Genomic DNA, 26,773 nt, shown 5'->3' with positions numbered 1-26,773 from the left:
CGTTTACCGGATAATATAATAACCTTATATAATTGTACTTTATTCCCTGCTTCCAGTGCTCCAAGTATCTATTTTCCAATAGAAAGAAGGACTATCCGTTGAATACATCCTATATGATCGGCGTTGATATTGGAACCACCAGCACTAAGGCAGTCCTCTTCGAAGAAAATGGCCGAATCGCGGCACAGTCCAATCAGGGTTACCCGCTGCACCAGCCCTCCCCATCTGTGGCTGAGCAGGACCCGGAGCAAATTATGAATGCAGTAACCCAAACCATTGCGGCGGTGATGCGGGACAGCGCTGTCCCCGCTGAAGCGGTGCTGTTTGTCTCTTTCAGTTCAGCCATGCATAGTGTCATTGCCGTAGACAATACGGGCAAGCCCCTTACCGCCTGCATCACATGGGCGGATAACCGCAGCGCTGCTTGTGCTGCCCGTCTTAAGAACGAGCTCGGGGGACATGAATTATATTTGCGTACAGGAACCCCTATTCATCCGATGTCCCCGATCACCAAGCTGATGTGGCTTGGCGAAGAGCAGCCTGAGCTTTTTCGCCAGGCTTATAAATTCATTTCCATTAAAGAATACATCTTCGCCAAACTGTTCGGAGAATATGTGATCGACCATTCCATCGCTTCCTCTACCGGCATGTTCAACCTGGAGAAGCTGGATTGGGATGAAGAGGCGCTGAGCATTGCCGGCATTACCAGGGAGCGCCTGTCAATCCCTGTCCCTACCACTCATATCATGCAGGGGCTGCTCCCGGGGCTGGCAGCAGAACTGGGCCTGCTCTCCTCTACTCCATTTATTGTCGGCGCCAGCGACGGGGTCCTCTCCAATCTTGGGGTAGGTGCCATTCAGCCTGGCGTTATCGCTGCCACGATCGGAACCAGCGGAGCGATCCGCACCGTAGTGGACCGTCCGCTTACCGATCCCAAAGGGCGAATCTTCTGCTATGCCCTGACCGAGAAACACTGGGTCATCGGCGGGCCGGTGAATAACGGCGGCATGCTGTTCCGCTGGGTACGTGATGAATTTGCCGCCTCCGAGGTGGAGACTGCCAAACGCCTCGGCATTGATCCCTATGAAGTGCTGACACGCATTGCCGAGCAGGTGCCTCCCGGCAGCGGCGGATTGCTCTTTCATCCCTACCTGACTGGAGAACGCGCACCGCTATGGAATCCGGACGCCAGGGGCTCCTTCTTTGGCCTGACGATGAATCACCACAAGGAGCATATGATCCGTTCAGTGCTGGAAGGGGTCATTTTCAATATGTACACCGTGCTGCTGGCCATGGAGGAGCGCATTGGCCGCCCGAGCAAGATTCTCGCCACCGGCGGCTTCGCCCGCTCTTCCCTGTGGCGGCAGATGATGGCCGATATTTTCGATCAGGAGGTTGTCGTTCCGGAGAGCTTCGAGAGTTCCTGCCTTGGCGCAGTGGTGCTTGGCCTTTATGCTATCCGGCGCATCGACTCCCTTGATCATGTATTCGGAATGATCGGCTCCACACATCAGCATCAGCCGATCCAAGAGCATGCCAAAGTGTACAAGCAGCTGCTGCCCATCTATATTTCCGTCTTCCGGAGTCTGGAAAGTCAATATGAGGCCATCGCCGGGTTTCAGCGTGAACAGTCGGGGGAGTAAAGGAGTACTGGCTGATGATACCGGCAAGATGTTATATTCGGCAATCTCATATCTTTGAATACATCTTCCTGATATCGGCTCGCCGCATGGCACTTGACAAAAAAACTAAAATATGGAATATTTGCCGCACATCGTTTTTTGTCAATTTTCAGGATTATTTCTTATTATTTGCCGTGTAAGGACTTACCCGCCAGACGTTTTTTTAGTATATTGAAACTTAGGGCCATAGACCAGCTATTTGAAGTCGAAAATTATGAAGAGGTGTTTGAAGAAGTGCTGTTTAACTCTTACGAATTTATATTTATTTTCATGCCGGTTACTGTGATAGTTTATTTTCTATTAAATCGCTTTCGTTTGATCTACGCCAGCAAGCTCTGGCTAGCGCTTAGTTCCCTGTTCTTCTACTGCTGGTGGGATGTGCGCTACCTTCCACTGCTGCTGGGTTCCATCGCCTTCAACTATTTTATGGGCAGAACCATCTCCCATATGCAAAATGCCACGGAACGAAAGCGCAAACTAGCTTTGGCTTTCGCCATCATCATGAATCTGCTGCTGCTTATCTATTATAAATATGCCGATTTCTTTATCGGCAATGTCAACGCTCTGTTCGATTCAGATGTTCCATTGCTCAAGATCGTGCTTCCGCTCGGAATCAGCTTTTTCACCTTTACACAGATCGCTTACCTGGTCGACGCTTATCGCGGTAAAGCAAAAGAATATAATGTGATCAGCTATGTATTGTTTGTAACCTTTTATCCGCATCTGATTGCAGGTCCGATTCTCCATCATAAGGAGATGATGCCGCAGTTCGACCGTTTACGGGGCAAACGTTTTGATTACAGCAACGTGGCCAAAGGCCTTTTTCTGCTGAGTATTGGGTTATTTAAGAAAGTGGTTATCGCCGATTCATTTGCACCCGTAGCCAGCAATGGATTTGATGTGCTGTCCCAGTTGAATTTTATTCAAGCCTGGACAACCTCACTTTCCTACACCCTTCAGCTCTATTATGATTTCAGCGGGTATTCGGACATGGCGATTGGTGTTGCCCTGCTGTTTAATATTATTTTGCCCATCAACTTTAATTCACCATACAAATCCTTGAACATTCAGGATTTTTGGCGCCGCTGGCATATGACCTTAAGCCGCTTCCTGCGGGAGTATATCTATTTCCCTCTGGGCGGCAGCCGTAAAGGAACTACCCGCACCCATATCAACTCCATGCTGACCATGCTCATCGGCGGTCTCTGGCACGGGGCGGGCTGGACCTTTGTCTTCTGGGGATTCATGCATGGATTTGCCCAGTTTATCCACCGGATTTGGCAAAAAGCCAACATCAAACTGCCGAAATGGGTAGCTTGGTTTATCACTTTCCAATTTATTAATCTGACCTGGGTTTTCTTCCGGGCAACCAGTTGGGACAATGCCATCAAGGTGTTGAAAGGAATGGTCGGCCTTAACGGAATCGGCATCGCTTCATTGGACAAGACGATTGTATTGGGACTGGCTGTCTTCATGATTGTGGCTGTGCTATGCCGCAACTCTATGCAGATGCTGGAAGGATTCAAGCCGGGCTGGAAAACCGCCGTTTTTGCCGCCGCTTTGTTCTGTATTGCTGTCGTCTATTTCAACAAAATCAGCGAGTTTCTCTATTTCAGCTTCTGATCCCGGCCATTTCAACTGATAAAGGAGATTTATTGAATTGAGGCATAAAAAAACGAAATACAAAAAATTTATATTTCAATTTATAACTATGGTTATCGCGTTCGCTGTTCTGATTGGTACCTTTAGTTATATCGTCGATCCCTTGCAGTTCTACCGCAAGGCCAGCTTCTACACTCCTAAACTGTCCTGGCAGGAACGATACCAGAATCCCGGTCTTGCCCGTAACTACAAATATGATACCATCGTTCTCGGCAGCTCCATGACGGAAAATTTTCTCCCCTCTGATGTAGGCGAGAAGTTGAAGGGCGACGTTCTTAAATTGTCTATTGAAGGCTCGACCATCGGAGAGCAGTATCAGACTGCAAAAGTAGCCTTCAAAACAGGCCAGGTCAAACAAGTATTATGGGGAATCGATTATTTCGCCTTCCGCACTAACAATGCAACCGGTAATGAAGAATTCCCCGCATATCTGTACGACAGCAATCCGCTTAACGATTACAAATATGTCTTCAATGAAACTAATATTAAGTCGGCGCTTACAGCTTTAAGTAAGTCAGAAGGACGAGCGAACCTGAAGCTGACATCGCTTGAGCTACTGTACAACTGGGACAAGTCAGTTACCTATGGACGCGACTTAGTTATTAAGAACTGGCAGTCGGCACGGAACAAGGAGGTCGCGTATGGAAATAATGAGGATCCGCTGGATTCCGTTAAGCAAACCTTTGATGAGAATGTGGTCAGCATAGTCAAAGCTCATCCAGAGACGAAGTTTTATTTCTACTATCCGCCATATTCGATTCTGCGGCAGCAGGTCTGGTATAAGACCAACCCGGAACGCTACGGCAACCAGCTAGAAATGAAACGTTATATGTTCGATAAGCTTAATTCCTATTCCAATGTTAGTATTTATGAATTCCAGACAGACACCGACATCACCTATAACCTTGATCTTTACAAGGATCTGTCCCATCACTCCGGCGCTGTTAATTCTATAATTGTGGATGGAATCTCTAAAGGGACCCATCTGGTCACAGCAGATAACCTGGAACAGGGGATCCAACTGCTGAAACGGCAGGCCGAGAATGTAATCGTTAATACAGAGGATGGCACAGTCTATTCCATAGATCTCTCTCTGAACGGTGAGCCGCAGAGCTTCGGTTTCCTTCCGCCAACGACAGGAGACGTCATTATGGCTCCTCTCAAGCTCTATGCGCAGATGCTGGGGATTGCCTTCGATTATGATATCGATAAGAAATTGATTACTCTCGCCAAGGGAGACAGCGTTGCGGAACTGACTGTAGGTTCGGACGAAGCCCTGCTCGATGGACAAACCGTCAAGCTGGCTGCTCCCGTTGAGAACAAGATCGGGATCATGGCCGCTCCACTGGAGTCCATTCCAGCCTTGTTCGGAGGTTCAGTCACTTTGGGGCAGGAGAAAGACAAGCTGCTTGAAGTTGATATCACCTTTGGGGAATAAAGCATACATCCGTAACTATTCGATCTTAGTGCCCGATAACCGGGAATATCAAGCCATTGGCATTCTTCATGCCGATGGCTTTTTGCTGTTTAAAAACTCGCTAAGCCTTTCCGTGGCTATTATCCAAAGTGAGCACAGCTTCCGGCTCCTGCTTAGGTTGTGGTGCAAGCGAGCGGGGAACACTTCCGAATGCGATCCAGGACCACCGGATTCGGCGGAACGAGATCTGAACGACCACCCAGCTTACCCCAAGAGCCACTATAAGCCCTCCATGTACGAATAATACATAGGCCAAGGAATCCAATGGAATGTTATACCGGAACCGGCGGTACAGCACCAGAATGAGCGGATGGAGCAGATACACACCAAAGGAGATTTCTCCAAGCCTAGTCATAAAGGCATTAACCCCTCGGGAAGCAGTGCGGTATATCAGGAAGGTGGCATGGAGCAGTACAAGCGCCGAAAGCATGGAGTGAGCATTCCAGAGCAGCTCGTACCACAGCGAGTTGACCCAATGGCCAAAATGCCGGCCTTGATACCATAGATGAATCTGAATGAAGGCCGCAGCGAGCCAACTCCCCCAGAGCACAAATGTCTCTCCTGTTTGTTTGTTGGACCACTCTTTGAAGGAGCGTTCCAGCCAAGGCTTGATTTTGTCAAAATGAATCGCAAGATAAGCCCCCATCATGTAGTAAGCCATATACGTTGGAGCATAGCTGGCCTTATCCACAAGTTGCAGCTGATATTTATTCAGGAATACAAAAGCCCACTGAATGATGAGACCGACCGGTATAGCCCAGGTGACCATTGTTTTTGATTTCTGCATCAGTTGCAGGATCAGCGGAAAGACCAAATAGAACTGAATGCTGATAAATACGAAGTACAAATGAGTATAGGCAGAGCCTGTAATGAGGGCGTACATAAAGGAGGATAGATTCGTTAACGGATCATCAAGCAATTGGCCGTTTATGTAGAGAACCATTAGATGATATCCGATGGAGGCCAGCAGATAAGGCAAAAGGATATACGTTAGTCTCCGGCGGTAAAAGTTAAGCATCAGCCCACGGGTAACCGGACGGCCGTAGTAATTATAGAAAAGAACAAAACTGCTAAGAAAAATAAAACAGGGAGTCCCGAATCTAAAAAAAATATTGACCCCGTTGATCCAAACATAATAAGGCGATTGAAGTGCCTGCTCTCCTGCTGCGAACGATGTGGCATGTACATGCAGTACACCAAGTATGGCCAAAGCCCGGAAAATATCCAACTGGGGCAGTCTTTCCTTTTTGATGGAATTCACTTTAAATCTCTCATCTCCTTCAGATTGACTATGCAAAGAGATACGATGCCTGTAACTTATCTGTCGCTGCTCCTCTATAACGAAAAAAACCGCCTTACGTAACTATACCCAAAAGACATCATAATGCATCCTGGACAAGTAAAATACGTAAGCGGTTTGTTTCTAACTATAGGTGTTCTGTACGGTCTAACCGGTCTGACGAGTCCCCCGGGCGCAGCTCCCGCAGCGGATTGCCTCCGACAAACGATCCGGCCGCCACATGCTTGTGCACAACCGAACCGGCCGCCACAACCGCGCCATCTCCGATCGTTACACCGGGGAGAATGGTTGTATTAGCGCCAATTAGAACATTTTCACCAATAATGACTTCACCGAGCCGATACTCTTTAATCAGGTACTCATGAGCCAAAATGGTGGTATTATAGCCGATGATGGAGTTTTCGCCGACTGTAATTTTCTCCGGAAAAAATACATCGACCATTGCCATCAGTCCAAATGCCGTATGTTTACCCACCTTCATGCCAAGGATCCGGCGATAAATCCAGTTCTTGAGCGGAAGAATGGGGCAATACCGGGCAATTTGGATAAAAATAAAATTACGGACGCCCTTCCATGGGCTAACTGTACGGTAAATGTACCAGAGTGAATTATGCCCCTCCACCGGATAGCGGGTTAGGTTTCTCACGATTCCTTCGTCCCTTGCCGGACTATCTCATATAAATCCGTCATGTCATGGATAATATAATCCGGCTCATATTTACGCAGCGTCTCTTCCCCTTTAAGTGACCAGGCTACAGCTGCTACAGGCACACCGGCCGCTTTGGCCGATTGGATATCTACAATGCTGTCGCCTACCATCAAGGTATGCTGCGGGTCAACCTCTAAGTTGCGGATAGCTGTCAGCACCGGCTCCGGATGCGGTTTAGGCTGTGTCACATCAGTAACCGTTACTATAGTTTCCATATACTTCAGCAGATCGAACATCTCCAGTGCCTTGAGCGTAGTCGGACGAATCTTCGTCGTTACAATCCCCATTCTAATCCCGCGCCGCGACAGCTCTTCCATCGTTTCATTCACACGCGGAAAAGAACCAATCAGCTCATCGTGATGCGCGTAGTTGTAAGAACGGTAGGACTTCTCCAATATGCTGGTATCCTCAAGGCCGGAGAACGCGCTCAGCTGCTGATGAAGTGTTGTTCCCATATGGGGGATAATCTGCTCCCGGGTCAGAGACGGAAGATTGTTCTCCTTCAGCGCATGCATGAAAGAGCCAATAATCAGTTCATTGGTGTTCACAATCGTTCCGTCCAGATCAAAAAGAACGCATTCTATCATCGGGTTACTACTCCTTCGGTTCCGCATCCTCAGACTTGACCTTGTCAGGCGGTGCCGCCTGCGGGGCTTTTTGCGGTGTGTTGACTGCATTCTCCGGGACCACAGAATCTGCCGCGGCCGGCTTGGTGCTGACAATAGGATCGGAATAATGAGCCTTAGATTGACCGGTTACCCGGCGCACAATAATAAGTACTACAGCAGCCACGATAATCAGCAAAGCGAGCAGCTGTGAGATACGGATATTTCCATAGGCAGGATCAAAGTACCCTTGTTCAAAGCCCATCCATTTCATCGGGCTCCACAGGCCGTTGACGAATGAAGCTACACCGCTGCTGCCGTTAAAGCCCAAGCTGTCGGTACGCAAGGCTTCAATGAAGAAACGGCCGATTGAATACCAGATAAAGTAGGATAAGAAGATTTCACCCGCACGGACAAACCTTTGGCGGCGCAGCACCATAAGGAGTAGAATACCCAGCAAGCTCCACAGCGATTCGTACAGGAAGGTTGGATGATGGAACGCATTTTCTATGTACATTTGATTGACGATAAAGTCAGGCAAATGCAGCTTATCGCGCAGGAACGACTCCTCTACAACCCCACCATAAGCCTCCTGATTAATAAAGTTACCCCATCGGCCAATCATTTGTCCGGCCAGCAGTCCAGGCGCGCAAATATCCACAACACGCCAGAATGGGTACCCTTTATAACGGAAATAGATAATGGCGCAAATAATGGCCCCGATCAAGGCTCCATAGATGGCAATTCCGCCGTTCCATATTTTGAAGACATCTATAAAGTTATCCTTATAGTCCTCCCATTTAAAAGCCACAAAATATATCCGCGCGCCAATGATCGCCGACGGCACTCCAAGCAGCAGCATATCCATAAAGAATTCCTGGGAAATATTAAACCGTTTGCCTTCCTGAATCGCGAGGAATAATCCGGCAAGTGCGCCGAATCCAAGGATCAAACCATACCAGTGAACGGGTAGTGAACCGATGGAGAATACAATGGGATTAATCGCTAATGAAAAAAACATGCTCTCACACTCCTAGTCCAGATCATCCATGTCTTCAGATATGGTAGCTGTAAGTTTATTGGTAAACTGCAGAGCCGCGTTAAAGCCCATTTGCTTCAAGCGGTAGTTCATGGCCGCAACCTCAATAATAACGGCAAGATTTCGTCCTGGCCGTACCGGAATGGTTACGAGGGGAACGTCCGTATCGATAATCCGTGTCGTTTCTTCATCCAGACCAAGCCGGTCATATTGCTTGTCCTGCTGCCAGGCTTCCAGCCGAACCACCAGCGTAATACGCTTATGATTGCGGATTGCGCCTGCACCGAAGAGTGTCATTACATTTATAATTCCGACGCCGCGGATTTCGAGCAAATGGCGGATCAGCTCCGGTGCCGTACCATGCAGCTGGTTGTCGGAGGTCTGGCGGATTTCCACGGCATCGTCCGCGATCAGGCGATGTCCGCGTTTAACGAGCTCAAGTGCCGTTTCACTTTTACCAATGCCGCTGCTGCCTGTAATCAGCATGCCTACACCGTATACATCGCAGAGAACGCCATGAATGGTTGCTGTAGGTGCAAGTCTGCCTTCAAGGAAGCTGGTCAGTCTGCTGGAAAAAATCGTTGTAGCCATCGAGCTGCGCAATACCGGAAGCCCTTTTTCATTGCTTATGTCAATCAGCTCCTGCGGCACATCCAATGCTCTTGTAATGACAATACAAGGTGTATTCTCCTTACAGATCCCGCGAATCCGGCTCTTGCGCTCTTCCTCCGAAAGCATAGAAAAGAAGGCCAGCTCTGTCTTGCCCAGCAACTGTACCCGTTCTTCCGGATAATATTCGAAATAACCTGCTATTTCCAGACCGGGCCGATTCAAGTCATCCACTGTAATCGGTCTCTTCAGACCTTCATGCCCGGAAACAACCTCTAATTGAAAATGCTGTACCAATTCCGATACTTTTACCTTCTTAGCCATGTATGTCCGTCCTTTCGTCACCTAACGGTTATGTCCGCTTTCCTACATTTGGTTAACAACTCTTTCCATTCCATCCGTAGGTAATTCTCCTGCTATCTTAATTGATAATCCCCTTTAATGCAATCTTAATACCTGCTACCGTGCCCTTAGATCCATTGATATATAAGGAGTTGAACCCAACCCAAACCTGCTTATATTCTGCCCATCTATTCCTATAGATTAGGAAGTCATTAGGGGAAGACTCCAAGAAGACAAAAAAGCCGCCCTTTCAGGCGGCTTTCTTTAAAAGGGAAGATATGTCTATCTTAGCCCAACAATACGTTAAGTTCGGATTCTTTATCAAAGATGTGGATTTTGTTCATGTCAATTGCCAATTTAGGCTTGCTGCCTTCACGGGTAGTGGAACGTCCATCTACACGGGCAATTACAGTGTTGCTGCCCAGGCCGCTCAAGTAAAGGAGCATTTCATGACCAAGGTTTTCCGTAACATCTACCAGCGAAGTGAAGATTGTGTTCGGGGAAGCTTCCAGGAATACTGGTTCTTCATGGATATCTTCTGGACGAACGCCCATGATCACTTCTTTGCCGATATAGCCTTTGCTGCGCAGGATTGTAGCTTTGCCTCCTGGAACTTCAACGTCAAGGTTCTCAGCGCGGAAGCGAACAGCGCCGCCAACATCGGACAGAGTACCATTGATAAAGTTCATAGTTGGGGAACCAATAAATCCGGCTACGAACAAGTTGGTAGGCTCATTGTACAGTTCTTCAGGAGAAGCTGCCTGTTGAATGATACCATCATACATAACTACGATACGGTCACCCATCGTCATAGCTTCTGTCTGGTCATGCGTTACGTAGATACAAGTGGTTTCAAGGCGTTTAACCAGTTTAGTGATTTCAGCACGCATTTGACCACGAAGTTTAGCATCCAAGTTGGAAAGTGGCTCATCCATCAAGAAGACTTGCGGATCACGGACGATAGCGCGGCCTAGAGCGACACGTTGGCGTTGACCACCGGACAGTGCTTTAGGTTTACGCTCAAGCAAGTGCTCGATATCGAGAATTTTTGCAGCTTCGCGAACTTTCTTGTCGATTTCCTCTTTCTTCACTTTACGCAGTTTCAAACCGAAAGCCATGTTTTGGTACACGCTCATATGCGGGTACAGGGCGTAGGATTGGAATACCATCGCGATATCGCGGTCTTTAGGAGCAACGTCATTGACTACACGGTCGCCAATGTACATTTTACCTTCGGAGATTTCTTCCAGACCAGCGATCATACGCAGGGTAGTGGATTTACCACAACCGGAAGGTCCAACCAGTACGAGGAATTCCTTATCTTTAATATCAAGATTGATGTCGATTACTGTTGCTTTATCGGAACCCGGGTATTTTTTGAAAATATGCTCTAAACGTACGCCTGCCATTGTATTTCCCCCTCGAGTTATTAGTTGATTATAAATAAATCGCTTTCTTGTACATTTATCTTACCCCAGACGTGCCTCGCTGGCTATTTGTAACGTTCACAAAAATCCTATTTTCTTTTCGTCACTTTATACAATAACATGGTTAACTTTACAATTGCTGCGTCGCCAAAGCTCCGTACATCGGCTCCGGTCTCCTGTTTGATCTTGTCCAACCGGTATAGGAGCGTGTTGCGGTGGATGTACAATTTTTTCGCGGTCTCACTGACATTGCAGTCCATCTCGAAGAAAGTTTCCAGCGTCAGCAGCATTTCCTTATCCGCCAGCACCGAAGTATAGTCACCGATCTGTCCTAGCAGCTGCCTGCGCCGCTCATCAGGGATACTGTTCACCAGCCGCTCCATATGCAGCTCCCACGGGAGATGAATATAGTCGCCAACCTGAAAAATCCGTCCCAAAACAATCGTTTCCCGCAGCAGCGCAACCGAGCCCGTCAAACCTTTTACCGGGATGATCGCCGGTGCAACCGCCAGATGGAATACACCTACCCACTCACTGGCAATCAGCTCATGCAGCCCCATACAGGTCTGTGACAGAAGCTCATCTACACTCTCTTCCTCATCGTCCTTATCATCCCCGCCGGTCAGCAATTCCTTGCGGGCTAAAATTAACCATTCCTTCTCCTGCAGGGGGATCAGCAATATTTCGTTCTCAAAATAATTGCGCAGCAGCTTCATAAGCGAACGGTAAGAGATCTGCGGATTGTGGACATTCTCACTCACCAGCAGAAAAGGAATCATCTCGCCGAACAAACGTCCCTTCAGAGTGATTTCGTCAGGAATCTCTGCATCATTCTTCTCTTGCTCGAGCTGCGAATTCAGCCAGTTGCTCAGCTGCCGGGCCTCTACTTCTCCTTCTTCCTTTAACCCTGTGGCCTTGAGCGCGACAGCAAAATTCCGTGCCGCATAATTGACCAATTGCAATTCCAGAGCCGAAAGGCCATCCATCTCTACCCAAATCGCAGTTATTCTTCCCTCGTTCTCATACAATGGTACCCAAAGATGACCTTCATGAGTGACCGGCTGATCCAACTCTTCTTTGCCTATGCCAAAAAGAGAAGCTGAATGCTGCCTCCCGAGTTGTTTGATTCCGGTTCTCTTTCCGGTGAGCTGCTCCAATTTTTGACGCAATGCCTCACTATCCATCGTCACCATTCTCCACCACTTTTGCTCTTTTCGCCTATTTTATCATAATTCCCAACATTATGCGGCCTGGTCCCTCCGATTACTAAGACACAATCGACAATTTGAGGAATCATTTATTTTGTTTTACCATTTCGCTATGATTTTGCTTAGACGGCGGCAAGCTTACCGGGGATATCTTCTTTAACTCTTTATGCATCCAAATACCGGCTATCGCTCCCTCACCCATTGCAACAGTAGCTTGCTCTGCATGAACAGCGACATCACCAGCCACCCATAAATGCTCCACATTGGTCATTAATGAACGCTTATCCGCTTCGATATGCCTATTCTTATGAAGCTTCACCCCAAGCTCTGCCGCAAGTTCCGAATGTACCGCATTATTCCCAAAGGCGATGAACCCTCGCTCCGCAAGCAAAGTATTTCCGCTCTCCAGGATTACCGCTTTAATGATTCCATCATTCTCCTCATCGATTCGAGCAACTGCTTCCTCTACATATAAGATCCCTTGCTCTTCAAGACGTTGGCGGTTCTCTGCCGATACCGGCTGGCACTCATGATTGATATAAGTCAAATCACCCGTACGCTCACGCAAAACAAAAGCCATATTTGCCCCTACGTCACCTGAGCCCAGCAATAGGGTCTGCCGGTTCTGAATTTCGTAGCCATCACAATCCGGGCATACATATACCGTCTTCCCTAGTGTAGCTGCAAGCCCCGGCAGCTCAGGAAAGCGGTCCATTACACCTGTTGCAAGCAGCAATGTCTTTGAACTATAGCACTGATTCTCGGAACCGTTCAGCTGAAACAAACCATTCTGCTTCTCTGCCTTAGTAATCCTATCCGTAGCAAACTCCACACCGGCAACTTCAGCCTGCCGCCTGCCCCTTGCCCTAAGCTCTTCACCGGATATTCCCTCTGGCCAGCCCAATATATTATGATAATTGCGGCAAATGTTAGATCTTCCCCCTCCCGCGTCTATCACAAGCACATGGTGGGTAGAGTAACGTCCTAATTGAATCGCTGCCTGCAGGCCGGCAAAACCGCCTCCAACAATAATTGCATCATATATAACGGGAATCCCCTCATTTCTGCTCAGTGTTATAAACTTATAATTAAACGGAGACAGAAATTTTAAACTCGCTGTCAGCAATTTCAATTTCCTGCGGTATGACAATAACACAAAAAAGCCACCACCCGGAGGTGATGACTTTCTGATTGGGATGAGCCATGAAGGACTCGAACCTTCGACACCCTGATTAAAAGTCAGGTGCTCTACCAACTGAGCTAATGGCTCATAAAACTGGTGGAGGCTGATGGATTCGAACCACCGAACACGTACGTGAGCAGATTTACAGTCTGATGCGTTTGGCCACTTCGCTAAGCCTCCATATATGGTGGCGCGGGAGGGAATCGAACCCCCGACACAAGGATTTTCAGTCCTTTGCTCTACCGACTGAGCTACCGAGCCATAAAAAAAGCCATAAAACATAAAAAAATGGCGGAACCGACGGGATTCGAACCCGCGATCTCCTGCGTGACAGGCAGGCATGTTAGGCCAACTACACCACGGTTCCGCATTTGTAAAAATAATGGTGCCGGCGAGAGGACTTGAACCCCCAACCTACTGATTACAAGTCAGTTGCTCTACCAGTTGAGCTACACCGGCACGGTGTAAAAGTGTTGAAACGGTGTTGAATTGTGAAAATGGTGGAGGCTGAGGGGATCGAACCCCCGACCCTCTGCTTGTAAGGCAGATGCTCTCCCAGCTGAGCTAAGCCTCCGGGTTGTATGGTAGCGGCAGAGGGGATCGAACCCCCGACCTCACGGGTATGAACCGTACGCTCTAGCCAGCTGAGCTACGCCGCCACACTAACAATATTATGAATTTGAAATGGCGGAGAGAGAGGGATTCGAACCCTCGCACCGCTTACGCAGTCTAACCCCTTAGCAGAGGGTCCCCTTATAGCCACTTGGGTATCTCTCCAAACAAGTTGGTGCCATGTAAATTCATTCAGGAACCTTGATTCCTGAAAACTGAACCCGAAACAAATCTGCGTCTTAAATTGTTGGATAAGCCCTCGACCGATTAGTATTGGTCAGCTCCATGCATTGCTGCACTTCCACCTCCAACCTATCTACCTCGTCGTCTTCAAGGGGTCTTACTAATTGGGAAATCTCATCTTGAGGGGGGCTTCACGCTTAGATGCTTTCAGCGCTTATCCCGTCCGTACGTAGCTACTCAGCCATGCTCCTGGCGGAACAACTGATGCACCAGCGGTACGTCCATCCCGGTCCTCTCGTACTAAGGACAGCTCCTCTCAAATTTCCTGCGCCCACGACAGATAGGGACCGAACTGTCTCACGACGTTCTGAACCCAGCTCGCGTACCGCTTTAATGGGCGAACAGCCCAACCCTTGGGACCTACTTCAGCCCCAGGATGCGATGAGCCGACATCGAGGTGCCAAACCTCCCCGTCGATGTGGACTCTTGGGGGAGATAAGCCTGTTATCCCCAGGGTAGCTTTTATCCGTTGAGCGATGGCCCTTCCATGCGGTACCACCGGATCACTAAGTCCGACTTTCGTCCCTGCTCGACTTGTTGGTCTCGCAGTCAAGCTCCCTTATGCCTTTGCACTCTTCGAATGATTTCCAACCATTCTGAGGGAACCTTTGAACGCCTCCGTTACTCTTTAGGAGGCGACCGCCCCAGTCAAACTGCCCGCCTGACACGGTCCCCGTACCCGATTAGGGTACCAGGTTAGAACCTAGATACGATCAGGGTGGTATCCCAACGGCGCCTCCGCAGAAGCTTGCGCTCCTGCCTCTACGGCTCCCACCTATCCTGTACAGATCGTACCCAAATTCAATATCAAGCTGCAGTAAAGCTCCATGGGGTCTTTCCGTCTTGTCGCGGGTAACCTGCATCTTCACAGGTATTAAAATTTCACCGGATCTCTCGTTGAGACAGCGCCCAAGTCGTTACGCCATTCGTGCGGGTCAGAATTTACCTGACAAGGAATTTCGCTACCTTAGGACCGTTATAGTTACGGCCGCCGTTTACTGGGGCTTCGGTTCACAGCTTCGGATTACTCCTAACCGCTCCCCTTAACCTTCCAGCACCGGGCAGGCGTCAGCCCGTATACTTCGCCTTGCGGCTTCGCACAGACCTGTGTTTTTGCTAAACAGTCGCTTGGGCCTTTTCACTGCGGCCCCCTCGGGCTATTCACCCTACCGAGGCACCCCTTCTCCCGAAGTTACGGGGTCATTTTGCCGAGTTCCTTAACGAGAGTTCTTCCGCGCGCCTTAGAATTCTCTTCTCGCCTACCTGTGTCGGTTTGCGGTACGGGCACCTTCTCCTGGCTAGAGGCTTTTCTTGGCAGTGTGAGATCATGACCTTCGCTACTCTAATTTTCGCTCCCCATCACAGCCCAGCCTTAACGATGTGCGGATTTGCCTACACACCAGCCTCACTGCTTAGACGGACATCCATCAGTCCGCGTCACTACCCTCCTGCGTCACCCCATCGCTCATAGCGGATTACGGTGGTACAGTAATTTCAAACTGTTGTCCTTCGACTACGCCTTTCGGCCTCGCCTTAGGTCCCGACTTACCCTGAGCGGACGAGCCTTCCTCAGGAAACCTTGGGCTTTCGGCGGATCAGATTCTCACTGATCTTTTCGTTACTCATACCGGCATTCTCACTTGTATGCTGTCCAGCGCTCCTTACGGTACACCTTCAACCTGCATACAACGCTCCCCTACCCCAGATGCTAGTGCATCTAGCCATAGCTTCGGTGGTGTGTTTAGCCCCGTTACATTTTCGGCGCAGAGTCACTCGACCAGTGAGCTATTACGCACTCTTTCAATGGTGGCTGCTTCTAAGCCAACATCCTGGTTGTCTGTGCAACTCCACATCCTTTCCCACTTAACACACACTTGGGGACCTTAGCTGATGGTCTGGGCTGTTTCCCTTTTGACAATGGATCTTAGCACTCACTGTCTGACTCCCGGCAAGAAGTTAATGGCATTCGGAGTTTGACTGAGCTTGGTAACCCTTGCGGGCCCCGCACCCAATCAGTGCTCTACCTCCACCACTCCATTCACCGAGGCTAGCCCTAAAGCTATTTCGGGGAGAACCAGCTATCTCCGAGTTCGATTGGAATTTCTCCGCTACCCCCACCTCATCCCCGCATTTTTCAACATACGTGGGTTCGGGCCTCCAGTGCGTGTTACCGCACCTTCACCCTGGACAGGGGTAGATCACACGGTTTCGGGTCTACGTCCACATACTAAATCGCCCTATTCAGACTCGCTTTCGCTGCGGCTCCGGCTTCTCACCTTAACCTTGCATGTTAAACGTAACTCGCCGGTTCATTCTACAAAAGGCACGCCATCACCCATAGATCGGGCTCTGACTTTTTGTAAGCACACGGTTTCAGGTTCTATTTCACTCCCCTTCCGGGGTGCTTTTCACCTTTCCCTCACGGTACTGTTTCACTATCGGTCGCCAGGTAGTATTTAGCCTTAGCAGATGGTCCTGCTGGATTCATACGGGGTTTCACGTGCCCCGCACTACTCGGGATCCGTCTCGGAGAGAACACAGTTTAGGCTACAGGGCTTTTACCTCTATCGCGGGCCTTTCCAGACCTCTTCGCCTACCATATTCCTTTGTAACTCCATGTGAGACGTCCCACAACCCCAAGGGGCAAGCCCCTTGGTTTAGGCTGTTCCGCGTTCGCTCGCCGCTACTGACGGAATCACTATTGTTTTCTCTTCCTCAGGGTACTTAGATGTTTCAGTTCCCCTGGTCTGCCTCTATCTCCCCTATGTATTCAGAGAGAAGTAACTGCGAATTACCACAGCTGGGTTTCCCCATTCGGACACCCCCGGATCAAAGCTTGCTTACAGCTCCCCGAGGCAGTTTCGTTGTTCGCCACGTCCTTCGTCGGCTCCTGGCGCCTAGGCATCCTCCGTGTGCTCTTATTAGCTTAACCAATCGCTCTGGTATTTGGCTTATTCGCTCATCTTGTTTTAAACAGCGCTTCCAGATCTCTCTGTCCGCCAGTCTGTTTAAAGCCAAAAGTCGCTCACAATCCAAAACCTTTCCTTAGTATCACTATTAATTAAAACTTGTTCACACAAGCTTCAGCTAAAAGATGTTCTAAAACGCAAATTCGTTTCGGTATCCAGTTTTCAAGGATCAAGTTTGAAAAAGTATTGAGTTTAAATCATTGTGGTGGAGCCAAGCGGGATCGAACCGCTGACCTCCTGCTTGCAAGGCAGGCGCTCTCCCAGCTGAGCTATGGCCCCATAAAGGAATTTAATGTTATATGGTGGGCCTTGGTGGACTCGAACCACCGACCTCACCCTTATCAGAGGTGCGCTCTAACCAACTGAGCTAAAAGCCCATATAACATATATAACATTTTTGAATCAACCAACGAATTGGTTGTCCGCTTGGCAGCGTCCTACTCTCCCAGGACCCTTCGGTCCAAGTACCATTGGCGCTGGAGGACTTAACGGTCGTGTTCGGGATGGGTACGTGTGGAACCCCTCCGCTATCGCCACCAAACGCATACGAAAGAGACTTGCTCTTTCAAAACTGAACACGAGTGAGTGTTTTGGAAGCTAAGCTTCCGATTTGAATGTCACCGTTGCAGGTGACGATTCTCCATAGAAAGGAGGTGATCCAGCCGCACCTTCCGATACGGCTACCTTGTTACGACTTCACCCCAATCATCTACCCCACCTTCGGCGGCTGGCTCCCTTGCGGGTTACCCCACCGACTTCGGGTGTTGTAAACTCTCGTGGTGTGACGGGCGGTGTGTACAAGACCCGGGAACGTATTCACCGCGGCATGCTGATCCGCGATTACTAGCAATTCCGACTTCATGCAGGCGAGTTGCAGCCTGCAATCCGAACTGAGACCGGCTTTGCTGGGATTGGCTCCACCTCGCGGCTTCGCTTCCCGTTGTACCGGCCATTGTAGTACGTGTGTAGCCCAGGTCATAAGGGGCATGATGATTTGACGTCATCCCCACCTTCCTCCGGTTTGTCACCGGCAGTCACTCTAGAGTGCCCAGCCTTACCTGCTGGCAACTAAAGTCAAGGGTTGCGCTCGTTGCGGGACTTAACCCAACATCTCACGACACGAGCTGACGACAACCATGCACCACCTGTCTCCTCTGTCCCGAAGGCCGCCACTATCTCTAGTGGATTCAGAGGGATGTCAAGACCTGGTAAGGTTCTTCGCGTTGCTTCGAATTAAACCACATACTCCACTGCTTGTGCGGGTCCCCGTCAATTCCTTTGAGTTTCAGTCTTGCGACCGTACTCCCCAGGCGGAGTGCTTACTGTGTTAACTTCGGCACCAAGGGTATCGAAACCCCTAACACCTAGCACTCATCGTTTACGGCGTGGACTACCAGGGTATCTAATCCTGTTTGCTCCCCACGCTTTCGCGCCTCAGCGTCAGTTACAGCCCAGAAAGTCGCCTTCGCCACTGGTGTTCCTCCACATATCTACGCATTTCACCGCTACACGTGGAATTCCACTTTCCTCTTCTGTACTCAAGCCACCCAGTTTCCAGTGCGACCTCAGGTTGAGCCCAAGGTTTAAACACCAGACTTAAATAGCCGCCTGCGCGCGCTTTACGCCCAATAATTCCGGACAACGCTTGCCCCCTACGTATTACCGCGGCTGCTGGCACGTAGTTAGCCGGGGCTTTCTTCTCAGGTACCGTCACTCCGGTAGCAGTTACTCTACCGGACGTTCTTCCCTGGCAACAGAGCTTTACGATCCGAAAACCTTCATCACTCACGCGGCGTTGCTCCGTCAGGCTTTCGCCCATTGCGGAAGATTCCCTACTGCTGCCTCCCGTAGGAGTCTGGGCCGTGTCTCAGTCCCAGTGTGGCCGTTCACCCTCTCAGGTCGGCTACGCATCGTCGCCTTGGTGAGCCGTTACCCCACCAACTAGCTAATGCGCCGCAGGCCCATCTCCTTGTAGCAGATTGCTCCGCCTTTCATCCTTCGTCCATGTGAACAAAGGAATTATCCGGTATTAGCTACCGTTTCCGGTAGTTATCCCAGTCAAAGAGGTAGGTTGCCTACGTGTTACTCACCCGTCCGCCGCTAAGTTAATCCGGAGCAAGCTCCTTCATAACTCCGCTCGACTTGCATGTATTAGGCACGCCGCCAGCGTTCGTCCTGAGCCAGGATCAAACTCTCCAAATTGGTTTTTTCGAGCGGTTACTTCACCCGAATTACTCCGAGAAAATAACCATCCGAAAAAGATATTGAAAAGAGCGATTGCTCAATTTGAAACATCTGACGAGAATTTACATTCTCACGATGAAATTTCTAAAGCGTATAAATACGCTGTGAAACTCATCCGTTTTGGATCTCACTTGCGTGATTTCCCACTCACTCGTTGTTCAGTTTTCAAAGATCAATGCCTCTTTTTCGTTGTCGTTGCTTGTCAGCAGCGACCTTTATAATATATCACAACACCCTTACTTCAGTCAAGCGTTTTTTTAATTTCTTTTTTTCGCTTTCCTTATTGGCAAGTTATCAAGTGATATCTTGTCCAAAGGGCCGAGACTTAATGTATCATAAATTTATAACATGCGTCAACCATTAAAACAAAGTTATTTTTAAACCGAGCAGCATCAGGACTCCCGGAAGTCCAAGAATCGTTACTGCGCCTATGGTTGCCGGGTTTAAAGGAAGATAAACTTCCGTAAGCAATCCGGAGAAATTCACTATATAAATGCCCAGTGCAGCAAGAATAAGATGAGTTCCAAACAAACTGAGCCAGGCCCAGCCCAATTTTTTACGGAAAACTATTAATATCAATAATAACCCGGATAATATCAATACGCCCATTGCAGCCAATCTTAGCATTGTGCTCCCCCTTTACATGTCTTGTCCAAGCTTATAATAGACTGCGGTTAAGCCCCAAGCTTTTAGCATGCTTAAGATGAATCTGATATTTGCGTTCAGCTGCCTCCAGAATATATATCGCGTAATCAATTTGATCCTGACCCAGCGCCTCATCAAACATCAAATAGGCTCTTTGCCAGTCCGATTGGGCCTTACACACCTCAAGGTATACATTCCAGTGCTCATCCAAGTCTGACACCTGAACATCTTTTACATCGTTTCCCTGCTTTCTGGAGCCCCACCAACCCATTTGCGAATCCCCCTCAAGAATAATTCTATGCTTTGATAACGCGGCTTCCGCGTCTTGCATATTCTCATTCATATAAAGATGGGGACAAACTTAGAACTAAAAAAGTCCCACAAAGCAAGACGGCAGTTCATAGCTTATCTTGTATGTAATGTATCGTTCGGACGTATGCGCCCCCCCGTATATACAAAAAAGAAGCCCTCACGGGCTTCCTTCGCTGATTATAATGTCAGAACTGCTTAGAGCTCACGACGGCCTTCCAAAGCTTTGGATAAGGTAACCTCGTCCGCATACTCCAGATCGCCCCCCACGGGCAAGCCATGGGCTATTCTGGTGATTTTAATATCGAACGGACGAACCAGACGGGAGATATACATGGCCGTAGCTTCACCCTCAATATTGGGGTTAGTGGCCATAATAAGCTCTTTCACTCTCTCGTCGCTCAGCCGGGTCAACAGTTCCTTGAGTCTTATATCGTCAGGACCTATGCCCTCCATCGGTGAAATTGCACCCTGAAGCACATGATAGTAGCCGTCGAACTCTTTGGTTCTCTCTATGGCAACAAGATCCTTGGAGTCTTGTACCACACAGATCACTGAGGTGTCTCGGGTTTTGTCCTGACATATACGGCATGGATCGGTGTCCGTAATGTTGCAGCAGACCGAGCAGTAATGAAGATTGCGTTTGACACTGACAAGCGCTTTGGCAAAATCAATAACTTCATCCTCTTTCATGTTGAGTACATGAAAAGCCAGCCGGGCTGCTGTCTTCGGGCCGATCCCGGGCAAACGTGTAAAAGCTTCAATCAGCTTGGCTAGCGGTTCTGGATAATACAAATTGATGGTTCTCCTTTGGTCTGGAGTGGAGTAGGCCTAGAATAAGCCAGGGATCTTCATTCCGCCGGTGAATTTACCCATGTCGTTGTTAGCCAGCTCTTCAGCCTGGGTAAGGGCGTCGTTTACAGCGGTGATGACAAGATCCTGCAGCATTTCGATATCTTCCGGATCAACAGCCTCTGGTTTGATTTGCATGGACAGCAGCTTCTTATGGCCATTCACTTGAACAGTAACCACACCGCCGCCGGAAGAACCTTCGATCGTCTTGCTTCCCAGCTCTTCTTGGGCTTTGAGCATTTGCTCCTGCATTTTTTTAACCTGTTTCATCATTTGGTTCATATTATTCATAAGTCGTCTCTCCTTTGGAATGCGCTTTTTGCGCTCATAGGCTTAAATGCTACTCTTTTATGACAACAAGGTCTTCTCCAAAGAGCTGGATAGCCTCGTCAATCCATGGTTCAGTCTTTGTCTCCGCAGTTTCATGCTCATGCTCGAGACGAAGTTCCTCCTTGCCCGGTTGTGCAGCAGACTTCTGCGCCGCTTCATTCCAGTCACGCAGTAATATCGTGACCAGACGGTAGGGCTTACCCAGCCGTGCAGCTAACACATTCTCAATCACCTGTCTGTTGGCAGGTTTCTCTGTGGTATCCCGGTGAATTGTGTTCTTAAAGGCCACAAGCACCGCATCTTCCATTACGGACACAGGCTCACCGTCAACAAACCAGGCATGCACGGTTACCTTCTCCTCCTTCACCCCTTGCAAGACGACGCTCCATTGTTTAAACACCGAGGCGAAATCAGCACTGTCTTTACCGGCGATGAATTTATCCAGCTGCGGAGGCAGCTTGGAGGGTGAGGAGATTCGTGGAGCCGAGCTTTGGGCTGGCTTCTGGGCGGAAGCCTGATCTCTTGAGCCGTTACCGGATATCCCTCCGGACTGCATAGCCTGCTCGAGCTTCTTCTCCAATGCGGCAATCTGACGCTTAAGAAGCTCCAGTTCCCCCGGATCCACGGAGGAGCTGCCCCCTGAAGGCTGCAGGGAGGTCGCTGAGCCAGGGGCAGCCGCCAGAAGCGGAGCTCCTCCGCCCTGCTGCAAGCTGCATAACTTCATCAGCGCCACTTCAAACAAAGTCTGCGGATGAGTGGCATATTTCATTTCTCCCAGATAGCGGTTCAGGGTCTCGACAATTTCAAACAGCCGCTCCCGAGAGAACGCTGCTGCCATGTCGCGGAATTCAGCCGGATTGAGAACCCGGTCTGTTAGCTGATCCGCGCCCGGCACCATCTTGATCATCAGCAAATCACGGAAATAATACAGCAGGTTCTCCAGACATTTGTCGGCGCTTTTGCCTTCGTGCATAAGCTGTTCGACAAGTTCCAGAAGCAGGCCCATATCACCTTCCAGAATGGCTGTTGCAAGGCGGGCAAACTGCTCGGAAGGAATCCCCCCTGTCATCCCCAGCACTTGCTGGTAAGTCACATTGCCGTCTGTAAAGGAAGAAATCTGGTCCAGTATGCTGAGAGCATCGCGCATCCCCCCATCGGACAGGCGGGCAATGTACTGCAATGCATCTGCATCTGCAGTAATGCCCTCCTTCTCACAGATTTCAGTTAGTCGGCCACTCTGCTCTTCGAGCGATACTCTGCGAAAGTCAAAACGCTGGCAGCGGGAAATAATCGTCGCCGGCAATTTATGAGGTTCTGTCGTCGCCAAAATGAACATAACATGAGGCGGCGGCTCCTCCAGCGTCTTTAGCAGAGCGTTGAACGCTTCTGTTGTCAGCATATGCACTTCATCAATAATATACACTTTACGGCGTACTTCGGTAGGCGCATATTTCACCTTATCCCGCAGATCGCGAATCTCTTCAACCCCCCGGTTGGAGGCCGCATCAATTTCCTGCACATCCATTACGTTGCCAGCGGAAATCCGCACACAGGATGGACATTCATTGCATGGCTCCGGACCCGGACCGCGCTCGCAATTGACCGCTTTGGCGAGCACTTTGGCAGCACTCGTCTTGCCGGTTCCCCGCGGGCCGCTGAACAGGTAGGCATGCGAAACCCGCTGTTCACGAATCGCATTCTGCAGCGTCTGGATAATGTGCTGTTGTCCTACCATGTCTTGAAACGACTGCGGCCGCCAAGCACGGTACAGCGCGATATGTTCCACTATGCATTACCCTTTCTTAGGCTGCCGCTTTCCGGCATTTGTCGCTAATTTATTATACTATATTCCCCAGACTTTGACCAAAAACAAAAAGCATCTTTGCTTGTGGCAAAGACGCTATCATTAACGATATATTCATAATATAAAACCGTGCACCTGTTATTGATGGCTGCGATCCAAGCGGCAACCCTACAAGACTGCTCGGGCTAGGCCACCCTCCGGCACAAGAGTAAACTTGCTTATGGCTGCTTCCTTCCGGACCTGACCAGGTTCACAAGCACTCATTGCGGAGGACCCAACCGTCAACACAGTCCATAGGGACCAAGGCCTCACATCGACAGCACCTCTAACAGGAATTCAACCTCGCTACAGCGGATTGCGAGTTACAGGGCACCGCTACCTCCCCGTCTAGCACGGCGAAGATAAGTATAGCTCACCGCCCGGTAAAAATCAACCCGGCAAGCGGAAACGGCATTCTTTTCCTCTAGTATATAAAAACCCCCTGGCTAAAAAGCCAAGGGGCAGTCCAATCTTATGCAACTGAAAGGCAAGGCTGATTAGATACCGTATTTCTTCTTGAATTTATCAACGCGACCACCGGCATCAAGGAATTTCTGCTTGCCAGTGAAGAACGGATGGCAGTTAGAGCAAATTTCGACACGCAGCTCTTGTTTAATAGAACCGGATTCGAATGTGTTGCCACATGCGCAGGTTACCTTAGTAAGGTTGTACTTTGGTTGGATTGCTTGTTGCATTTGAATTTCACCTCTCATGCCCTAGGACTCATGCGGACCCAGAGTTATTAAACATACAACGGTATTTTAGCATGAAAGGTAGAAGTCTGCAATATGTTTGAAGCCCATATTTCCGTGCTACATATGGACTCTGCGCTGTTTGGGACGGGCCAAATCCGCTGGAGGGACATGAGTGAAGGAGCCTATAACCACACCCGGAAGTTCCTCGCGGAAAATCTCAAGCATGGTCTTCATACCCAGAATTTCGCCTTGCGCCGGAGGAATGAGTTCTAAATAGCTCTCAGGATCAATGTTCAGATTACGCATCTGAATCAGTTTCAGATCTGTACGTCTTACAAACTCCACCATCGCCTCAATTTCTTCCTCGCGATCCGTGACCCCGGGGAAAATCAGATAATTGATAGACGTATAGACACCCTGCGACGCAGCGTACTTCAACGACTTCTCCACATTCGCTAAAGTGTAGCCGCGAGGCTTGTAGTAAGCGTTGTAATGGTTATCCAAGGCACTGATCGTACTCACCCGCATCAAATCAAGCCCTGCATCAACAATCCCGCGAATATGGTCGCTCAGCCCGGCGTTGGTGTTGATATTGATGTAGCCCATATCAGTAACCGAACGCACTGCACGAATGGACTCAATAATTAATTTGGCCTGTGTGGAAGGCTCGCCTTCACACCCCTGACCGAAGCTGATGATGGACTGAGGCGTCTTCAGATGCTCCAGCATGACTTGAGAAATTTCATCCACCGTTGGCCGGAAGTTCATACGGGTCTGCGGCGATACAAACCCGCTGTCATCAGGCTGTTCGGAAATACAGCCAAAGCACCCGGCATTGCAAGAATAGGAGACCGGAACCGCACCTTCCCAACGACCTAAAAAGGTATTTGAGGAAGTCAGGCATTCATAGCCCAGCGCGCAGTTGGAAAGATGATCATATAGACGGTTCTCCGGATACTTGGCGGTCAAATCACCGACTCCGGCTTCCACATTCTCCCGGTCACAATTCAAAGGGTTCCATTGTTCGGGATCATCCGTAAGATCAGCAGCCACGTAGAAGCCGCCATCCTTCCACACTACAGCGGAATATCCGAACAGCGGAAGCTTATAAGACTTGTCTGTCTTGACATAACCAGGAAGACAAAGCCTTGTAAAACCCTGCGGCAACAGTGCGCCTACAGCCTGCGAACCTTCCGGCAACGGCAGCATTTCCCCTGTCTCGGGGTTCATGCCTACTGCCCGCGTATTAGGCAGTCCTACCAGCGTCGCGCCTTCCGGCAGCGGAATCAATTCTTCCTCCAGTATCTCAACAATCATATCTCCGCTGCGGGCAAGCCCGTACAGCTCGGGATGATCATATACGTTTCCTTGCCCGTCGGCATATACCAAATACATGTTAGTCTCCTCTTATATCAATTCTCAGGTTGTAGGGACAGTAGGTGTCTTGGGCCGTGTTGTCCGGCGCGCCGACGAACCGCTATTAGAAGTTCCGCCATTGCTGGCTGTACCGCTTGCCGATGAACCTTCTTTGCTTCCGGCCACATCAAAAGACGCCAGGAATTCGGCATTGGTCTTGGTGTCACGCAGCTTTTTGATGAATCCCTCTACAAAATCGTACGACTCGTTCATATTTTTGCGGATCGCCCAAATGGTGTCGAGTTCTTCCTTGCTCAGCAGCACCTCTTCGCGGCGTGTGCCTGAACGGCGGATGTCGATTGCCGGGAAGATACGGCGTTCCGCCAGCTTGCGGTCCAAATGCAGCTCCATGTTGCCTGTACCTTTAAATTCTTCATAAATGATATCATCCATACGCGATCCAGTATCAATCAGCGCTGTTGCAAGGATCGTCAGACTTCCGCCTTCTTCTACATTCCGCGCAGAACCAAAGAACCGCTTCGGACGGTGGAACGCCGCAGGATCTATCCCCCCGCTAAGTGTCCGGCCGGATGGAGGAACCACAAGGTTATAGGCGCGTGCCAACCGGGTAATGCTATCCAGCAGAATAACAACATCTTTTTTATGCTCAACCAAACGCAGTGCCCGCTGCAGGACAAGCTCAGCTACCTTAATATGATTCTCCGGAAGCTCGTCAAATGTGGATGCAACCACTTCGCCTTTTACAGAACGCTGCATATCAGTTACTTCTTCGGGACGTTCATCAATCAGCAATACAAACAGTTCAATCTCGGGATTATTAGTGGAGATACTGTTGGCTATTTCTTTCAGAAGGAGCGTTTTTCCTGCTTTGGGAGGTGCTACAATCAAACCGCGCTGCCCCAAACCTACAGGAGCAAGTAAATCCATTATTCGGGTAGATAAATGAGTAGGGGATGTTTCGAGCGGCAGCTTGTCTTGCGGATAAAGAGGTGTCAGCGCCGGGAAATGCAAGCGCTCCGCTGCACTGGCAGGATTCTCGCCATTCACGGCATTTACTTGAAGCAATCCAAAGTAACGTTCATTTTCTTTCGGTGTGCGGCATTTCCCGGAAACAAGATCGCCGCTTCTTAAATCAAATTTGCGAATTTGCGAAGCCGAGATATAAATATCTTCCGCGCTGGGCAAATAGTTAATCGGCCTCAGGAAACCATAACCTTCAGGCAAAATCTCCAGTACGCCTTCCATGAACATGAGCCCGCTTTGCTCCGCTTGTGCGCGAAGAATCGCAAAGATCAGTTCCCGTTTCTTGAGCGTTCCGTAGTAGGGAATCTGGTATTTCTTGGCCAGCTTATACAGATCGGTCAGCTTCATTTCTTCCAGATCGGAAATTTGAAGATCCATGTAATAACCA

19 protein-coding genes, 10 tRNA genes, 3 rRNA genes and 1 other RNA gene are annotated in these 26,773 nt (G+C 49.4%); 3 read left to right on the top strand and 30 right to left on the bottom strand.

The genetic code is table 11. The features are described 5' to 3' along the window. Positions 1-98: 98 nt before the first annotated feature. The 3 genes from gntK to NSS79_RS00755 all read left to right on the top strand — a co-directional run bounded on the left by gntK (position 99) and on the right by NSS79_RS00755 (position 4,782). Positions 99-1,643 carry a gluconokinase gene (gntK, locus tag NSS79_RS00765; RefSeq protein WP_342437906.1) on the top strand — a complete coding sequence of 515 codons (1,545 nt, stop codon included), beginning with the start codon at positions 99-101 and terminating at the stop codon, positions 1,641-1,643. Positions 1,644-1,916: 273 nt separating this feature from the next. Then, a complete protein-coding gene (locus NSS79_RS00760; protein ID WP_342437905.1) occupies positions 1,917-3,305 on the top strand; it encodes an MBOAT family protein in 1,389 nt (462 codons plus the stop codon). Between the two features lie 37 nt (positions 3,306-3,342). Continuing rightward, positions 3,343-4,782 (top strand): copper amine oxidase N-terminal domain-containing protein, encoded by a 1,440-nt coding sequence (locus tag NSS79_RS00755; protein ID WP_342437904.1) that lies wholly within the window; start codon positions 3,343-3,345, stop codon positions 4,780-4,782. Between the two features lie 100 nt (positions 4,783-4,882). Here NSS79_RS00755 and NSS79_RS00750 read toward each other — a convergent pair whose 3' ends face one another. From NSS79_RS00750 to rho, 30 genes are all read right to left on the bottom strand, one after another. After that, positions 4,883-6,082, bottom strand: coding sequence for an acyltransferase (locus NSS79_RS00750; protein ID WP_342437903.1), 1,200 nt, complete (start codon positions 6,080-6,082; stop codon positions 4,883-4,885). 166 nt (positions 6,083-6,248) lie between these two features. Next, entirely contained in the window at positions 6,249-6,767 is a 519-nt protein-coding gene (locus NSS79_RS00745; RefSeq protein WP_342437902.1) for an acyltransferase, read from the bottom strand. Beyond that, positions 6,764-7,417 carry a pyrophosphatase PpaX gene (ppaX, locus tag NSS79_RS00740; RefSeq protein ID WP_342437901.1) on the bottom strand — a complete coding sequence of 218 codons (654 nt, stop codon included), beginning with the start codon at positions 7,415-7,417 and terminating at the stop codon, positions 6,764-6,766. The genes NSS79_RS00745 and ppaX overlap by 4 nt, the downstream gene beginning before the upstream one ends. A gap of 7 nt (positions 7,418-7,424) precedes the next feature. Beyond that, positions 7,425-8,456, bottom strand: a complete 1,032-nt coding sequence (gene lgt, locus NSS79_RS00735) for a prolipoprotein diacylglyceryl transferase (protein WP_342437900.1) — start codon at positions 8,454-8,456, stop codon at positions 7,425-7,427. 12 nt (positions 8,457-8,468) lie between these two features. Next, on the bottom strand, positions 8,469-9,407 hold the full coding sequence (gene hprK, locus NSS79_RS00730) for an HPr(Ser) kinase/phosphatase (protein ID WP_342437899.1): 939 nt from the start codon (positions 9,405-9,407) through the stop codon (positions 8,469-8,471). 305 nt (positions 9,408-9,712) lie between these two features. Continuing rightward, positions 9,713-10,834 (bottom strand): sn-glycerol-3-phosphate ABC transporter ATP-binding protein UgpC, encoded by a 1,122-nt coding sequence (ugpC, locus tag NSS79_RS00725; RefSeq protein ID WP_038584594.1) that lies wholly within the window; start codon positions 10,832-10,834, stop codon positions 9,713-9,715. A gap of 107 nt (positions 10,835-10,941) precedes the next feature. Further along, positions 10,942-12,036 carry a helix-turn-helix domain-containing protein gene (locus NSS79_RS00720; RefSeq protein WP_038584592.1) on the bottom strand — a complete coding sequence of 365 codons (1,095 nt, stop codon included), beginning with the start codon at positions 12,034-12,036 and terminating at the stop codon, positions 10,942-10,944. Between the two features lie 109 nt (positions 12,037-12,145). Beyond that, complete coding sequence (locus tag NSS79_RS00715; RefSeq protein ID WP_342437898.1) at positions 12,146-13,186, bottom strand: NAD(P)/FAD-dependent oxidoreductase; 1,041 nt, start codon at positions 13,184-13,186, stop codon at positions 12,146-12,148. A 71-nt stretch (positions 13,187-13,257) separates the two neighbouring features. Continuing rightward, positions 13,258-13,330, bottom strand: a tRNA-Lys gene (locus NSS79_RS00710). A 7-nt stretch (positions 13,331-13,337) separates the two neighbouring features. Beyond that, positions 13,338-13,423: transfer RNA gene (locus NSS79_RS00705), tRNA-Tyr, on the bottom strand. Positions 13,424-13,428: 5 nt separating this feature from the next. Further along, a tRNA-Phe gene (locus NSS79_RS00700) sits at positions 13,429-13,504 on the bottom strand. 28 nt (positions 13,505-13,532) lie between these two features. After that, positions 13,533-13,610: transfer RNA gene (locus tag NSS79_RS00695), tRNA-Asp, on the bottom strand. 16 nt (positions 13,611-13,626) lie between these two features. Then, positions 13,627-13,702 (bottom strand) — tRNA-Thr (locus NSS79_RS00690). Positions 13,703-13,741: 39 nt separating this feature from the next. Next, positions 13,742-13,817, bottom strand: a tRNA-Val gene (locus tag NSS79_RS00685). A gap of 8 nt (positions 13,818-13,825) precedes the next feature. Next, positions 13,826-13,902, bottom strand: a tRNA-Met gene (locus NSS79_RS00680). 26 nt (positions 13,903-13,928) lie between these two features. Beyond that, a tRNA-Ser gene (locus NSS79_RS00675) sits at positions 13,929-14,020 on the bottom strand. 82 nt (positions 14,021-14,102) lie between these two features. Beyond that, positions 14,103-17,030: ribosomal RNA gene (locus tag NSS79_RS00670) — 23S ribosomal RNA — on the bottom strand. Positions 17,031-17,270: 240 nt separating this feature from the next. Then, positions 17,271-17,346 (bottom strand) — tRNA-Ala (locus tag NSS79_RS00665). Between the two features lie 21 nt (positions 17,347-17,367). After that, positions 17,368-17,444, bottom strand: a tRNA-Ile gene (locus NSS79_RS00660). Positions 17,445-17,491: 47 nt separating this feature from the next. Continuing rightward, a 5S ribosomal RNA gene (rrf, locus tag NSS79_RS00655) occupies positions 17,492-17,608 on the bottom strand. Positions 17,609-17,713: 105 nt separating this feature from the next. Further along, positions 17,714-19,269 (bottom strand): 16S ribosomal RNA (locus NSS79_RS00650). Together the 16S, 23S and 5S rRNA genes with 10 tRNA genes alongside form the textbook arrangement of a ribosomal RNA operon. 402 nt (positions 19,270-19,671) lie before the next feature. Continuing rightward, positions 19,672-19,938 (bottom strand): pro-sigmaK processing inhibitor BofA family protein, encoded by a 267-nt coding sequence (locus NSS79_RS00645; protein WP_038584589.1) that lies wholly within the window; start codon positions 19,936-19,938, stop codon positions 19,672-19,674. Positions 19,939-19,969: 31 nt separating this feature from the next. Further along, a complete protein-coding gene (locus tag NSS79_RS00640) occupies positions 19,970-20,227 on the bottom strand; it encodes a hypothetical protein (protein WP_342437897.1) in 258 nt (85 codons plus the stop codon). Positions 20,228-20,463: 236 nt separating this feature from the next. After that, positions 20,464-21,060 (bottom strand): recombination mediator RecR, encoded by a 597-nt coding sequence (recR, locus tag NSS79_RS00635; RefSeq protein WP_038584584.1) that lies wholly within the window; start codon positions 21,058-21,060, stop codon positions 20,464-20,466. A 36-nt stretch (positions 21,061-21,096) separates the two neighbouring features. Beyond that, positions 21,097-21,408, bottom strand: coding sequence for a YbaB/EbfC family nucleoid-associated protein (locus NSS79_RS00630; protein ID WP_038584581.1), 312 nt, complete (start codon positions 21,406-21,408; stop codon positions 21,097-21,099). A gap of 49 nt (positions 21,409-21,457) precedes the next feature. After that, positions 21,458-23,233: a DNA polymerase III subunit gamma/tau gene (gene dnaX / locus NSS79_RS00625; protein ID WP_342437896.1), complete on the bottom strand. Its 1,776-nt coding sequence runs from the start codon at positions 23,231-23,233 to the stop codon at positions 21,458-21,460. A gap of 145 nt (positions 23,234-23,378) precedes the next feature. After that, positions 23,379-23,647, bottom strand: an RNA gene (gene ffs / locus NSS79_RS00620) — signal recognition particle sRNA large type. A gap of 140 nt (positions 23,648-23,787) precedes the next feature. After that, positions 23,788-23,985, bottom strand: a complete 198-nt coding sequence (gene rpmE / locus NSS79_RS00615) for a 50S ribosomal protein L31 (RefSeq protein ID WP_342437895.1) — start codon at positions 23,983-23,985, stop codon at positions 23,788-23,790. Between the two features lie 117 nt (positions 23,986-24,102). Then, positions 24,103-25,380 carry a radical SAM protein gene (locus NSS79_RS00610; protein WP_342437894.1) on the bottom strand — a complete coding sequence of 426 codons (1,278 nt, stop codon included), beginning with the start codon at positions 25,378-25,380 and terminating at the stop codon, positions 24,103-24,105. A 24-nt stretch (positions 25,381-25,404) separates the two neighbouring features. Continuing rightward, entirely contained in the window at positions 25,405-26,763 is a 1,359-nt protein-coding gene (gene rho, locus NSS79_RS00605; RefSeq protein ID WP_038584572.1) for a transcription termination factor Rho, read from the bottom strand. Between the last annotated feature and the right edge of the window lie 10 nt (positions 26,764-26,773).

It is taken from the genome of Paenibacillus sp. FSL L8-0436 (assembly GCF_038593025.1).
In the GTDB taxonomy this organism is placed as follows: Bacteria; Bacillota; Bacilli; order Paenibacillales; family Paenibacillaceae; genus Paenibacillus_AQ.
The sequence above is the reverse complement of the archived record's forward strand: the minus strand, read 5'-3'. Positions and strand labels throughout refer to the sequence as shown.

Bases quoted from the DNA above. Each gene is read 5' to 3' on its own strand.
- ppaX (WP_342437901.1), bottom strand. From the start codon at position 7,417: ATGATAGAATGCGTTCTTTTTGATCTGGACGGAACGATTGTGAACACC.
- lgt (WP_342437900.1), bottom strand. From the start codon at position 8,456: ATGTTTTTTTCATTAGCGATTAATCCCATTGTATTCTCCATCGGTTCA.
- hprK (WP_342437899.1), bottom strand. From the start codon at position 9,407: ATGGCTAAGAAGGTAAAAGTATCGGAATTGGTACAGCATTTTCAATTA.
- ugpC (WP_038584594.1), bottom strand. From the start codon at position 10,834: ATGGCAGGCGTACGTTTAGAGCATATTTTCAAAAAATACCCGGGTTCC.
- NSS79_RS00720 (WP_038584592.1), bottom strand. From the start codon at position 12,036: ATGGATAGTGAGGCATTGCGTCAAAAATTGGAGCAGCTCACCGGAAAG.
- NSS79_RS00645 (WP_038584589.1), bottom strand. From the start codon at position 19,938: ATGCTAAGATTGGCTGCAATGGGCGTATTGATATTATCCGGGTTATTA.
- NSS79_RS00640 (WP_342437897.1), bottom strand. From the start codon at position 20,227: ATGGGTTGGTGGGGCTCCAGAAAGCAGGGAAACGATGTAAAAGATGTT.
- NSS79_RS00630 (WP_038584581.1), bottom strand. From the start codon at position 21,408: ATGAATAATATGAACCAAATGATGAAACAGGTTAAAAAAATGCAGGAG.
- rpmE (WP_342437895.1), bottom strand. From the start codon at position 23,985: ATGCAACAAGCAATCCAACCAAAGTACAACCTTACTAAGGTAACCTGC.
- NSS79_RS00610 (WP_342437894.1), bottom strand. From the start codon at position 25,380: ATGTATTTGGTATATGCCGACGGGCAAGGAAACGTATATGATCATCCC.
- rho (WP_038584572.1), bottom strand. From the start codon at position 26,763: ATGGATCTTCAAATTTCCGATCTGGAAGAAATGAAGCTGACCGATCTG.